Raw genomic sequence first — 13811 nt, forward strand, 5'->3', positions numbered from 1 at the left:
CTCACTTTAAATCATACTGTCAATATACGCTGATATCTTTTTATTATTGTTTACATCATCACTAATAATTTTAGCTGCTGTTTTGGCAAATCTGCTCGCATTATCAATCAAATTGCATTTATTAATATTTTCTAATGTATCTATGTCTTCCTGTTTTATCATACTGCTTCCATACATCGCTCCCAATATTGACCCTATCATGACACCTATGGAATCGGTATCTCTTCCTGAGTTAACACCGTCAGTAATAGCTGGTAAGAACTCACCATCATGTAGTAAACAATATCCTAATGCTATAGGCAATTCTTCAATACTAAACAATCTGCTCGGTGTATAGTGATTACTTGGAGTACCAACTTTTCCAATCCTTCTAGATACGTCATCACCCATAGGAGAATATGTTTTGATAGTCTTATGAAATTCTCTTACTATTAAATCTTTATCTTCTTTATATTTCCTTAGACTTAGAGCAGTTTCACATATATCTCTTATGGCCATCTTAGTACCGTCCTTAGCAAAGTCTATGGCCGTCTCTACTATCTCTTTTATTGATACCCTTGGAACAAAGGCCTTAGCAACAGCCGCGGCTAAAACTCCTGCTGCCTCTAGACCATAACTCCATTGGTGCCCCATAGCAAATGAAACAGCTTCATCATAGGCCCCCTTAGGATTACATGCATTGACAATACCTATTGGAGATATATACATTGCTGCTCCACAATTGACCATATTGCCAATACCACCTTCCCTAGGATTACAATTTGATAGGGTATGCCTTATAAAAATGTATTTTTCAGGATAAAATAGTCTTTCTATTATACACGCTTCCCTTTGAAATTCTGGAATATATCTTTTTCTAAAGGCAATTTCTTTAACAAACTCATCTGCCATATCGTATGAATCTATATGCCTTTGTAAATTATTATAAACTTCCATCAGCGCAAGGGTCATTAGGGTATCGTCGGTTATTATTCCATGTCCCCTTACTTTATTACTTCTTTCTTCCGGTGGTAAATCATCCTTCCACCACTTAGTATCTAAGCCTTCAACCCTTCCGTACCTTTCTTTAATTTCTTTGTAGGAAAGCTTTTCTACAACTGCACCTAAGGCATCACCATATGCTGTTCCAAGTATTACTCCCTGTACCCTTTCATTAAAGCCTATATTACCCATCTCATCCTCCGAATCATTATTTTAGAACTGTATTTGCATATTCTGTTATCTCTTTTCCACCGGCTTCATACCAATCCTTCACAAAATTATCAAAGTCATCAATAGACTTCTTGCCAGTGATTATATCGGCTGTATATTCCTTATAAAGATTTGTCATGGCATCCCAGCTAGCTGCATACTCTTCTGGAATCAAGAAGTTTACATCTTCTATATAATATTCTTCGGCCTTAGCCATTGAATCTAGTGATGGCTCTGATAATAAAGGAGTTACAATCTCCACAGTTGGTTTCCATGAGTATACTTCAAAGAATTTTGCAAACCATTCTTGAGATTTCTCTGTTAAATGTACCTTATTATCTTTAACTTCAAAATGCTCACCTTCAAATCCTAACCTATCTAACATTTGCCCCTCATTACTTGCAAGAAACTCAATGACTTTAAATGCTATCTCTTTATTAGGTGACAATGATGAAATAGCAACTCCCCTGCTTTCCTTAGTTACATCGATAGGTAAATATCCCTGTCCCTTACCCTTAGCCGGTGGAAGTACTACTAAACTCGCTTCTTCACCATTGGTTTTTTTCATTTTTCCATCATAGATGTCTATTACTTTACCTGTAGAACCAATAATCATACCCACATTATTATCGTAAAATGCTTTTTCCTTCGTATCCCACTTTTTCGTCAGATACTCAGGGTCCAAAATGTTTTCTTTATATAATTTTTGATAAAAGGCAAGCTTCTCTTTTTCATATTCACTAACCTTACCGTAAATAAATTTCCCCTCGGAATTCTTTACCCAAGCCCCAGTAATCCCAAATGCTTGATTAAAAATTGAATCTAGCTCTAGAATTTTACCTGAAACAGTTACTCCATACTTAGGCAGACCATTTCCATCAAAGTTCTTTTCCTTTAATTCCTTTAGAAACTTATAGTAGTTGTCTATTGATGGATCCTCAAGCAATGTCTTTCCCATTTCACTAGCTTCAAACCAATCTCTTCTAACTACAGGTGCCTTAGTCTTAATAGGCTTTAACCAAATTAAGTAAGGGTAATTTTTCATTCTCTTTTTGTTATGGAGCTGCATAGCTTTTTGTACTATTTGAGATTTTTCTATATATGGTGTTAGATCTTCAAGTATGCCTTGTTCTGCAATTTGCTTATCCCCACCTTGGAAATAAATTATATCCGGTATATCGCCACCAAGTAGCAGTAGGTTTAGCTTTTCTGCATAGTTTCCTGATGGAGTTTCCACGATTTCAAATTTGACCTTAATCTCCTGCTTTGCCAAGCTCTTTTCTAATTCTTCTACATATTTTAGGTCTCCTGGATTTGATGGTGACAAATCCTTCATTACCATTCGTAGAGTAACTGGCTCACTACTCTTTTCTTCATTTTCTTTAGTCTCTTTTGATTGATTCTCCGTTTCACTTGTCTCACTAGTTGGCGCCGGTGCTTTTACCTCATTTGGTTTACTGCATCCAATCACTGAAAAAATTAAAGCAATGGATAATAATAAAGCAAACACTTTTTTCATCTTCTATTCCCCCTTAAAAATAATTTGAGTTTAATATTTCACTCCACCATCAAAGGTCCCCTTAGTAAAGTACTTTAATATTAGAGGGTAGAGCAATAGAACAGGAATCATTGCAATAATAATGGTTCCTGCTTGTAACGCATTATAATTCAATTGAGCAGCATCGCTAAATGAAAGTAGTTTGTCTGCTCCTATCATAGATGTCGTATCATCCAATACTACAAATTGCCTTAGAACTACTTGTAGAGGCCATTTTGATGTACTATTTAAGTAGATTGATGCCCTAAAATATTCATTCCAATGAAACACCGTATAAAATAATCCAATAGTTGCTATTGCGGGCTTTGCTAGGGGCAACATTATTCTAAACAAAATTGTAATGTGTGAGGCTCCGTCAATTTTTGCCGCTTCTATTAAGGATTCAGGCACCTCTTCAAAGAATCTCATAAGAATTATTAAGTAGTAAACATTTATAGCCTTATATAGTATTACTGATAAATAACTATCAATTAGTCCTAGTTTTTTAATAAGTAGGTATTCTGGTACCAATCCTGGTTCAAAGACCATTACAACTATTAGTATAGTTATTAATACTTTCCGTCCTATCAAGTTCTTCCTCGTTAGCACATAGGCCAGTATACTTGTCAATAAAATATTAAGGGTCGTTGCTGAAATCGTAATAAATAAGCTATTAAAAATACTTTTTAAGACATTTGGATTTGAAAGTAGTACCTTGTAGTTAATTAAGGAAAAACCCTTTGGTATAATTGTCATTCCCTTAACTTCATTTACCCTTCCTGGATCTGATAGAGATAGTGCCAAAATGTTTAGTATAGGAATCAGCATGACTAAGGTGAGTACAAATAGACCTATTAAAATGAGCAAATAAAGTACATTGGGAATTTTCTTTATCTTCATGGCAAACCTCCTATACTACCATATTCCTTTACCCGTTAATTTTTTTGAAACCAAATGGGTTGATGAAATTAATATGATACCTATTACACCCTTAAATAGACTCGCCGCCGTAGCATATGCATACTGTCCATTTGCTAATCCAACACGATATACATATGTATCTAATATATCTACCACACTGATGACGGAGTCATTCATCATATTGTAAACTTGATCAAATCCGGCATTCATAAAAAATCCTAGATTCAATATAAATACTGTAACTATTGTTGGTCTTAGCTCTGGAAGGGTAATATATATAGTCTGCTGCCATCTGCTGGCCCCTTCGACCATTGCAGCTTCATATAATGAATAACTTATCTTCGTTATTGCAGCTAAATAAATAATAGAATCCCAACCTGCACTCCTCCACATCTCTGAATATAAAAGTACCCATCTAATATGCTCCTTGCTAGTCATAAAATCCACAGGGGTTCCATTAAAAATCTTTATTATTTGGTTTACAGCTCCATTATTAGTTGATAGTAATGAAATCCATATACCGGCTATAACTACCCAAGAAAGGAAATGCGGTAGATATATAACCGACTGGACATATTTTCTATATTTACTTGATCTTATTTCATTAATGAGCAACGATAATACTATTGGCACTGGGAAGAAAATGAACATCTTCATCGAGCTAATGATAATTGTATTCTTAAGTACCTTAAAGAATGCTGGAGATTTAAATAGGACTTTAAAGTGCTTTAACCCCACCCATATGTTATCTCCAATAATCCTGTAATCTTGAAATGCCAATTTCATTCCTATTAGAGGTATGTAGTGAAAAATTATAAAATATAAAATGCAAGGTATAATTAGAAAATATAAAATACTATCTTCCTTTAATCTATTGATTATTCTCTTAATCTTTTTACTTCTGGTACTTAAAATGTCCTGCATCTCCCTGTCCCCCTTAAAGCATATTAAGTACAGCATTGAGTAATTGACAACAACTTTAACTCACCATAATTTTCATAAGAGGTGCATGCTGCTGAGCCCCGTATACATCCCTATCTCCAATAGTCCCAGATGATATATCTCTTAAAAAGGTTATCTTTATACCTAGGGCTTGATCAAAGAATACCAAACAGCTAATACTAGCCTCTTGAATACTATATAGCGATGCAATTTTTTCTTTTGTTAATACCTCTGAGTTTTTTACCTTTTCATACTTACTTTTATCATCGAATAATATATCGAGGGTTATTTTAAAAGGTCCTGAATTTTTACTCCTAATCACCTTAGCCATTTCATATAACTTATCCATTACTCCCCTCCTAAATATTCAATGTTAAATAACTCTGAACCGTCTTCAACCTCTATCAAATGGTATACTGAGAATTCATATACTGCTCCAAATTCGATATCGCTTGGAGAAAATGGAAAGGCTAGATTACCTGCCGTTGACTTCCTTCCTCTATAGGGATAATGTAAAAGAGTAGATCGAAGAGCTGCGCATATTGCGCTCGCCACTTCTTGAGTTTTTGCTAGAACCTCCATGAGTAGCCCTATTTCATAACCACTAAAAACTTCTGGCTCCTTTAGACCCATCACACCATTTTTCCCATAGTTGTAGAAGTTAATTTTATAGTCACATTTAGGAATTTCATTGAAATATTTTTGTACCTGCCCTAATATCGCTTTTTCAATTTCATCAATATTTTCTATCATAATAGGGTCTCTTACTCCTGCAACTACAAATGTTCTATAGGCTACCTTTTTAGCACCCTCTAGTTTTACGTAATATGGTCCGGTATATTCGATTTCACTTCCTGAGACTTTTACTACTCCATTACCTATCTCTTCAAAAGTACATTTTGATAGGTTCAACCTAATCCCTGGGCCAAGGAGAATATATGGGTGGTCCTTTTCATAGAAGGTGTGGGCAGCCACACTTATTGATGTACATCTTCTCTCACTATTTAATGGTCTTACTAAAAAATCATTTTCCCTTAAGATTCCTAAAATACAATCCTTTGTAGTTCCAGGTTCTGCACACAGAGCTCCGCACTCCAGTATCTTTCCTAAATGATAGGCCAATTCAGCCCTAAATCCGTTATGTATTCCAACTGCTGCAAAGGGTGCAGGGTCATAAGCTCTTCCACAGACAATTATCTTTATCCCCTTTTCTAGTACTTCTAAAATAGGCTCTACTCCCATTTGTCCTACAATCCCATTCGTTTCATCTATTAGCTCCTCTGTCAGACTGTGGGAATTATCTATAGTTAGTATTTTCTTATTACTTAACCGGTTTTTAACTATTTCCTTCGAAACATCTGACCATATAACAGCAATTTTTTCATTCATATCATTCTCTTGTAAAATTTCTTTGATTATTTCTAGTGTCCATTCAACATGGGGTCTTGCCCCTGCTCCACCAGCAGACCCTATGATAACTGGTATGTCGTTTTTTACCCCATGTATAAGCATCGGTATCAAGTCTTTTTTTACAGCCAACTTACTTACAATCCCTACTCCAGCTCCAAGCTTATGGGGACCTGCGTCAGTAGAGCCCGCATCAACAACTATTGCATGTGGCTCTAACCTCATACCCTCTAAAAAGGATTCTATTGGATATCCATATCCTAAAATCCCACAAGGAGATAAAATTCTACACTCAACCAATATAATCAACCCCAAATTTAGTTTCTAAATCAATATCTTACTTCAATTTGTTAACAGATTCCTTTACCTTACTTAAGTGGAATTTCATTGCCGACTTTGCTTTTTCAGCATCCCTTTCCTTCAATGCATTCAAAATATCCCTATGTTCCTTTATAAGCTGTTCTCTACGTTTTTCCCTTTTCAATGTTTTGTTTGCCAAGTCATGAATCATATCATAATATATGTACATAAAATTTGTCAGAATCGTATTCTTAGTAAGAGTAGCTATCCTTTGATGAAAATCTTGATCTGCAACTACATTAAAATCCTCCACATCCATTACTAAGCATTTCTCTATTTCTTCAAGTTCTTCATCAGTACATCTTTCTATAGCTAACTCAACAATCCTCGATTCCAAAGTTTCCCTTACTTCTAATAAGTCTAGATACGAAGCTTTTTGGAATGTCTCTAAAATTGATTCATGGAAATCCTTCTTCTCAAAAAACTCTCTGATATAGGTCCCATCCTTTGGTTTTCTGCTAATATAACCTTTACTTTGGAGAATTGTTAAAGCTTCTCTCAGTATTCCCCTACTTACTCCCAATTGCTTTGCAAATTCAGTTTCTGACGGGAATTTATCTCCCGGCTTTAACTCTCCACGTTCTATTAAGCTCAAAATTTGATTTACTACTTTATCTGATAATCTCTCCGATTGCACCTTCTGAAAAGCCATACTCTCACCTCTAGTCTAATGGTTTAATTGTTTAACAATATAACTAATTAAATAGTATTCATAATTTTATAATTTATGTTACTAATTCATTTTTTTATAAATAAAAAAAGAAAGCATCTACACTAACTAGTAGATGCTTTCTCTCTCTTTTTCATCTATATGGTTGGATATCATTAAATCTAATCAATGCTTAATTCAAAAAGATCCTTAATCTCTTCCTCACTTAACTTTGAAACAAGGGTTTCTCCTGGTGTGATTACAGATTCAATCAATTTCCTTTTCTTTTCCTGCAATTTATATATTTTTTCCTCAATAGTTCCCTTAGTTATCAGTTTCATTACATGAACTGTATTTTTCTGACCTATCCTATAGGCTCTATCGGTTGCCTGTTCCTCAACAGCAGGATTCCACCATGGATCGAAGTGTATAACCGTATCTGCACCTGTTAAGTTAAGCCCTGTTCCTCCAGCCTTTAGAGATATCAGAAAAATATTGCCCTTACCTTCATTAAATTCTTTAACGAGCTTTCCTCTTTCCCTGATATTAGTTGATCCATCAAGGTACTTAAACTCTATACCGTTTCTCTGCAGCATTGCTCTAATAATGCTTAGCATCGAAGTAAATTGAGAAAACAGCAGAATTCTATGGCCTCCCTCGATGGCTTCATTAATCAATTCTTCCAGAAGAAGAAGCTTGCCACTTGTTTCTTCATAATCTTCGATAAACATCGATGGATGACAGCATATCTGTCTAAGTCTCGTCAACCCAGCAAGAATCTTAATATGGCTTTTTTCGAAGCCTTTATCCCTGATCTCTTCTTCGATTTCTCCCTTTATCTTCTGAAGGTATGCTAGATATATTTTCTTTTGTTCATTTGTAAGTTGAACTGTTACCTTGTTTTCAATTTTATCCGGCAGTTCTTTAAGTACATCCTTTTTTATCCTTCTTAGAATAAATGGTCTTATGTATCTACTCAATTCCTTAAGCGCAGTATTGTCTCTACTTTTAACTATAGGCCTTTCAAATTTCTTCAGAAACTTGCTATGGTTTAAAAGGTAACTTGGCATTACAAAGTCAAAAATCGACCATAATTCAGTTAATGAATTTTCAATTGGAGTTCCTGTAAGTGCAAAATAACTCTCAGCACTTATTTCCTTTACGGATTTGGCATTCTGAGATTGAGGATTTTTTATGTGCTGAGCTTCATCCAGTATGCAAAATCTAAAATCTATATCTTTATATAAATCTATGTCTCTTCTAATAAGTGGGTATGAAGTGATTACAACATCATAATCCTTAACATTACTTATTATCTTCTCTCTTTCACCCTTTTTACCGGCTATAATGAGAGTCTTTAATTCTGGTGTAAATTTCTCTATCTCAGCTAACCAGTTGTAAACCAGTGATGTAGGTGCAACGATAATCGAAGGGTTATTCCCATTATCATTCCTTTCCGAAAGTAAAAAGGTCAGCACCTGTAGGGTTTTACCGAGCCCCATATCGTCTGCTAAAATCCCTCCAAATCCATATGCATGTAAGGTTTTTAGCCATTTAAATCCAAGTTTTTGATATCCCCTTAGAACATCCTCTAATTCACATGGAATTTTATAATCTATATCTCCAGGTTCCTTTATATTTTGAACCAATTCTTTAAACTTTAGATTTCTCTTAATGGAGTTTATATTTGACTCCTTGAGATGCTCATCTATATACAATGCTCTGAATTTAGGAATATTTATTACATCCTTTTCAAAGTCATTATGCTCTAAATCTAAATATTCAAATAGGCTTGACATTTCATGTAATTCTTTAATGTCCAATGGTAAAAATGCACCGCTTTTTAATCTATAGTATTTTTTCTTTTCTTTTAAAGAATCAAAAACATCCATCAGTTCAGAATTATTTATTCCTTCAACAGAAAAATTAAATTCTAGTAAGCTGTTGTGTGAGTTCAATCTTACTCCACCTGAAAATGAAGTAGAATCTTGAATTCTGACATTTTTAAAGCTATCTGAATAATATACATCTGCTATTTCCTGAATCATCGGTAGCTTGTGATACATGAAGTCAAACATTTTTTCTTCATCATCTAAATATATGTGGTTTTTACTAACTTTGAATTCTGATACTTCAAAAAATCCAAGTACTTCTTTTTCTTTACTAATATCCCTTAGGATTATTCTATCATCTATACGAACATTGTCTCTGTCATTAAATGCATTAAGTGTTATATCCCCATATATAAACTTAATATCTGCTGTAATATTGTTATCTACATTATCAAAATATATCTTTGGCTTAAGTCCCGGGTTGTAAAAGGAATCCTTAACCCTTTCATCTATCTTAATCTCACCAAGTTTTTTAATAACAGGATATACCTCTGAGATAAATCTTTCACTATATTTACTTGGAATTTTTATAAGATTACCATCTTGTTTATTAAGAGCTTCATAGAAGGGCTTTAGATTCCTTCTTTGATACTCAGTGATCCTGTAGATTCCTTCATTTGCAAAGATATATTCTCCTTCTCTATCGAGGGGAATTAAATTGTTTTCTAAATTCACCTCTAATTTGAGATCATTATTTTCCTTAGTCAGGAAAAAATCAACGGGTAAATCCTCGTGGTTTATTTTTATATCTTTATAGGTTATATTATTAATAACGGCATTAAAGTCCCTATCTCCCAGAAGCTGAAAAAGCTTCGTAATAGTACTTTGAGGTAAATTTGCCCTTTTACCGCTTAGAAGGCTGGGATTTTTATAGTGAAAGGACAAATCCCTTAAGGTTTCCTCATTATCATAAAGATTCTTTAGCATGTCGATTATAGGCTTATCTTCTTCTTTAAAGCAATATACATTTGGATCAAAGTTAAATTCCTTACCAAAATATAAAGGCTCTTTCCTTATAGTGCTTTCAATAAGCTTTTTAATACTTTTAACTACATAGAGTTTGCTTTCGCCTATTCTCAGGCTAAGGTATGCATCATTAAAAGCGCTATACCTACTTACCACTAGTTCAAAGGTTATTTCAAGATTCACTGGAATCTTTCTAGCGCTTTCTTGATAGTTAAAAAAATCTAAAATGTTTTTCACATTTTCTTCTTCCCTAAGATAGTCAAGCTCTTTTCTAATTTTCTTTTTTCTTACCTCAAAAAGTACTGCAACAATATGCTTACAATAACCCCAATACTCTTCATAGGCCGGGCAGTTGCAAGCTGCATCACAGAAATATCCATCTTCATCAAATTCGGCTTTTACTGAATAAGGAAATTTTCCTGCCACCACGGCAGAAAATGTATGGGTATTTTGGTCAAAATTGATTATTCGTGCTTTACCCTCTAAAAAATATTTTTCTCCTCTCGCGAAGGTCAGCTCATTCGTAGCAATATCCTTAATTTCTTCCCTTGATATATGTAGCATAGCTCACCTCACTTGTAGATTATCGACTAATTTAAAGCAGCCATACCTATATTATAAACATAATTAGCTCATATTTTAACAGTTTTTATTTAAAAAATCTTTGACAAAGATTCTGAGGGTTAATTTTTTGGGAACACATAACGGAAATTATATTCATCCACATTCATGAGAAGCTTATACTTTCCTGTGTGTCTGAAAAAGTCCCTAAAATTTATTAATAAATTTTAGGGACTTTTTCTTGAAACTCATTATTTATCTTTTTTCTTAGAACTTCATTATGTAATATATCATATCCTGTCATAGCTAATCCTTTCGCTCCCTTAATAGCTATTTCCTTTCCCCGCTCAGATATGGAAGCCTTAGTAAACTCTATTGAGTGGGCATTAACACTATTATCTGCAATAGACAAGTACGAGTGTATGGCAGGGACTTTTAATGTGACATTTCCAATATCTGATGACCCAACCTTTCTATCAGGGTCAGGATACCCCATTTCTTCACCTAGCTCAGCCATATTGTTCTTAAATGCTTCTCCCATAGTTATATTTGGATATCTCTCGGCGTATAATCTTCCTATATTAATAGTTGCCTTTGCTCCTGTAAGGACTTCTGCAGAATCAACTACTCTTTTAATCATTTTTATTAAATTATTCAATTCAGCTAGTGTTTTAGCTCTTACACTAAAATCACATCTTGCATGTTCAGGAATGATATTTGCCGCATCTCCCCCACTAGTTATTATTCCATTTATATTGGATTTCATATCAAATGTCGGTCTTAAAGCATCTATTCCATTAAAAACAGCTATAACAGCACTTAGCGCATTGATTCCATTCTCCGGAGATGAGGAATGTGCGGCCTTACCTTTGAATTCAACTGTAATCCTAGTTGCCGCTAGCCCACCCCTACCAATTATTGAACGATTTGAAGTTGGATGTATCATCAGGACATAGTCAATATCTTCGAACTCATTTTCCTCTAGTAGTATTATCTTTCCTCCACCACCCTCTTCCGCCGGTGTTCCCATTAAAATCACCTCTCCAGCTAAGTCTTCCAAAACCTTGCTTAGTCCAATGGCAGCACCTACTGAACAGGTGGCAATTATATTATGTCCGCATCCATGGCCTATCTCAGGTAAAGCATCATACTCTGCTAAAAAAGCTACCCGTGGACCCGGTTTTTCTGCCTTAAACCTCGCCTTGAATGCCGTATCTAATCTCCCAATCTTTTCACTCACTTCAAATCCATGCTTTCTCAAAAGTTCAATTATCCACTGTGAAGCTTTGTATTCTTTAAATGATAACTCAGGGTTTGCATGGATTTTTTCACATAACTCTAATAACTGATTTTCTATCAAATCGACCTCATTTTGTATAGTCCTCTTTTTCATGATCATTACCACCTTTTTTATAAGATGTGACAAGCTGCTTCGTGTCCATCCTCTATTTCCTTTAGACTTGGACTTACTTTCTTACAGATTTCCTGTGCAAATGGACAACGTTCGTGGAAATAGCATCCGCTAGGCAGATTAATAGGACTAGGAATTTCTCCCTTAAGCTCCAATGAATCAGTTATACTTTCTTCATTTATAGTTGGAACTGCAGAAAACAGAGCTCTAGTATACGGATGTACTGGGTTTGAGAAAATCTGCTCCTTGCTCCCCTTCTCTACGATAGTCCCTAGGTACATAACTCCCAACCGGTCACTGATATGTCTAACTACCGATAGATCATGGGCTATAAATAGGTATGAGAATCCATATTCATCCTTTAAATCCATCAATAGATTCAGTATCTGTGCCTGTATAGAAACGTCTAGGGCAGATACTGGTTCATCAGCAATAATAAACTCTGGTTCCACCGCAAGTGCCCTTGCGATCCCTATTCTTTGTCTTTGTCCCCCACTAAATTGGTGCGGGTATCTGTTTGCTTGCTCTGGCCTCAAACCAACCTTCATCAATATTTCTATACACTTTTCGTATGCTTCATCCTTACTAGAGGCTACCTTGTGGAACAACATCGGTTCCATAATAATATCCTTCACCTTTTGTCTAGGATTCAATGATGCATAGGGGTCTTGAAATATCATTTGTACATCTTTTCTAAGGGGAAGCATCTGGTTTGAATCCCAGTTAGTTATATCCTTGCCCTTATAAATGATACTTCCATCCTTTGGCTCTATTAATTTAATAATAGTTCTTGCTGTTGTAGACTTGCCACAACCACTTTCACCAACTAAACTAAAAACTTCTCCTTCGTTTACGTGAAAGCTTATACCGTTAACAGCATTTACTATCTTACTTTCAATTTTTATTTTCCCATTTCTAAACTTTAACTTATCTAAAAAGTCCGTAGTAAGATTAAACTTTTGAACTAAATCCTTAACCTCTATCAACTTAGTCAATCTTACATCCCTCCTTTAAAGGGAAATGACAGGCAGTACGATGTCCTTCTCCTACAATAATATTTCCTGGTTCTTCATCAAAGCATTTTTCCTTACTATATTTGCATCTTGGAGCAAATTTGCATCCCTTTGGTAGGTCAAACATGTTGGGTACCATTCCTGGTATTTGCTCAAGCCTATCTTGATTTTTGCTTAATTTCGGTATTGAATTTAACAGTCCCTCCGTATATGGATGGGTGGTATTGTTTATTATGTCATAGGTACTTCCTTCTTCAACTATTTTCCCACAATACATAACTACAATCCTATCTGCCATTTGTGATACTACGGCTAAATCGTGGGTTATAAGTATCAAAGATGCATCGTTATTTTTTACTAGTTCCTTCATCAACTTTAGTATTTGTGCTTGTATTGTAACGTCTAACGCAGTCGTAGGTTCATCAGCGATTATTAGTTTTGGGTTAGCTGCAAGTGCTATTGCAATAATAACTCTTTGCCTCATTCCTCCACTGAATTGGTGTGGATAAGACTTCAGTCTCATCTCAGGATTTGGAATCCCAACAAGTCTTAATAGCTCTATACATCTTTCTTTTCTCTGTTTTTCATTTAGATTATCATGTAAGACTAACATTTCTTCAATTTGATCTTGTACAGTGTACAAAGGATTTAGGGATGTCATAGGGTCTTGAAATATCATTGATATTTCCTTCCCTCTTACCTTTATCATCTCCTTTTCAGACTTTTTAACTAAATCTTCACCTTTAAATAGTATTTCATCAGCTTCAACAACACCGGGTTCTTCAACTAACTTTAAGATCGAAAAACTAGTAACTGACTTACCGCTTCCTGACTCTCCTACGATTCCTAGTATTTGGCCATTATCTAAGGAAAAACTAATTCCATCAACGGCTTTAACGATTCCTTTAAATGTATGGAAATATGTTTTAAGCTCCTTCACCTCTAAAAGTTTATTCCCCAT

11 protein-coding genes are annotated in these 13811 nt (G+C 34.9%); all 11 read right to left on the reverse strand.

Annotated features, from left to right (window positions below):
• Positions 1 to 6 precede the first annotated feature (6 nt).
• Entirely contained in the window at positions 7 to 1173 is a 1167-nt protein-coding gene (locus R9X47_RS04710; RefSeq protein WP_432665571.1) for an ADP-ribosylglycohydrolase family protein, read from the reverse strand.
• Between the two features lie 16 nt (positions 1174 to 1189).
• Positions 1190 to 2710 (reverse strand): extracellular solute-binding protein, encoded by a 1521-nt coding sequence (locus R9X47_RS04715; RefSeq protein ID WP_432665572.1) that lies wholly within the window; start codon positions 2708 to 2710, stop codon positions 1190 to 1192.
• A gap of 30 nt (positions 2711 to 2740) precedes the next feature.
• Positions 2741 to 3628 carry a carbohydrate ABC transporter permease gene (locus R9X47_RS04720; protein ID WP_432665573.1) on the reverse strand — a complete coding sequence of 296 codons (888 nt, stop codon included), beginning with the start codon at positions 3626 to 3628 and terminating at the stop codon, positions 2741 to 2743.
• 15 nt (positions 3629 to 3643) lie between these two features.
• The gene (locus tag R9X47_RS04725) at positions 3644 to 4573 is read right to left on the reverse strand and encodes an ABC transporter permease (RefSeq protein WP_432665574.1); all 930 of its coding nucleotides are present in this window, start codon (positions 4571 to 4573) and stop codon (positions 3644 to 3646) included.
• 55 nt (positions 4574 to 4628) lie between these two features.
• Positions 4629 to 4940 (reverse strand): DUF4387 domain-containing protein, encoded by a 312-nt coding sequence (locus R9X47_RS04730; RefSeq protein ID WP_432665575.1) that lies wholly within the window; start codon positions 4938 to 4940, stop codon positions 4629 to 4631.
• Positions 4940 to 6298, reverse strand: coding sequence for an acyclic terpene utilization AtuA family protein (locus tag R9X47_RS04735; RefSeq protein WP_432665576.1), 1359 nt, complete (start codon positions 6296 to 6298; stop codon positions 4940 to 4942). The genes R9X47_RS04730 and R9X47_RS04735 overlap by 1 nt, the downstream gene beginning before the upstream one ends.
• A 37-nt stretch (positions 6299 to 6335) precedes the next feature.
• Positions 6336 to 7010: a FadR/GntR family transcriptional regulator gene (locus R9X47_RS04740; protein WP_432665577.1), complete on the reverse strand. Its 675-nt coding sequence runs from the start codon at positions 7008 to 7010 to the stop codon at positions 6336 to 6338.
• Positions 7011 to 7189: 179 nt separating this feature from the next.
• Entirely contained in the window at positions 7190 to 10429 is a 3240-nt protein-coding gene (locus R9X47_RS04745; protein WP_432665578.1) for an SNF2 helicase associated domain-containing protein, read from the reverse strand.
• A 214-nt stretch (positions 10430 to 10643) separates the two neighbouring features.
• Positions 10644 to 11819, reverse strand: coding sequence for a M20 family metallopeptidase (locus R9X47_RS04750; RefSeq protein WP_432665579.1), 1176 nt, complete (start codon positions 11817 to 11819; stop codon positions 10644 to 10646).
• 17 nt (positions 11820 to 11836) lie between these two features.
• The gene (locus tag R9X47_RS04755; RefSeq protein WP_432665580.1) at positions 11837 to 12832 is read right to left on the reverse strand and encodes an ABC transporter ATP-binding protein; all 996 of its coding nucleotides are present in this window, start codon (positions 12830 to 12832) and stop codon (positions 11837 to 11839) included.
• Entirely contained in the window at positions 12825 to 13811 is a 987-nt protein-coding gene (locus tag R9X47_RS04760) for an ABC transporter ATP-binding protein (RefSeq protein ID WP_432665581.1), read from the reverse strand. The genes R9X47_RS04755 and R9X47_RS04760 overlap by 8 nt, the downstream gene beginning before the upstream one ends.

The organism is Wukongibacter baidiensis (assembly GCF_050888315.1).
In the GTDB taxonomy this organism is placed as follows: Bacteria; Bacillota; Clostridia; order Peptostreptococcales; family Caminicellaceae; genus Wukongibacter; species Wukongibacter baidiensis.

What these genes read in the sequence shown, in the direction of transcription:
- R9X47_RS04740 (WP_432665577.1), bottom strand. Translation starts at nt 7,010, where the DNA reads ATGGCTTTTCAGAAGGTGCAATCGGAGAGATTATCAGATAAAGTAGTA.
- R9X47_RS04750 (WP_432665579.1), bottom strand. Translation starts at nt 11,819, where the DNA reads ATGAAAAAGAGGACTATACAAAATGAGGTCGATTTGATAGAAAATCAG.
- R9X47_RS04725 (WP_432665574.1), bottom strand. Translation starts at nt 4,573, where the DNA reads ATGCAGGACATTTTAAGTACCAGAAGTAAAAAGATTAAGAGAATAATC.
- R9X47_RS04745 (WP_432665578.1), bottom strand. Translation starts at nt 10,429, where the DNA reads ATGCTACATATATCAAGGGAAGAAATTAAGGATATTGCTACGAATGAG.
- R9X47_RS04710 (WP_432665571.1), bottom strand. Translation starts at nt 1,173, where the DNA reads ATGGGTAATATAGGCTTTAATGAAAGGGTACAGGGAGTAATACTTGGA.
- R9X47_RS04715 (WP_432665572.1), bottom strand. Translation starts at nt 2,710, where the DNA reads ATGAAAAAAGTGTTTGCTTTATTATTATCCATTGCTTTAATTTTTTCA.
- R9X47_RS04730 (WP_432665575.1), bottom strand. Translation starts at nt 4,940, where the DNA reads ATGGATAAGTTATATGAAATGGCTAAGGTGATTAGGAGTAAAAATTCA.
- R9X47_RS04720 (WP_432665573.1), bottom strand. Translation starts at nt 3,628, where the DNA reads ATGAAGATAAAGAAAATTCCCAATGTACTTTATTTGCTCATTTTAATA.
- R9X47_RS04760 (WP_432665581.1), bottom strand. Translation starts at nt 13,811, where the DNA reads ATGGGGAATAAACTTTTAGAGGTGAAGGAGCTTAAAACATATTTCCAT.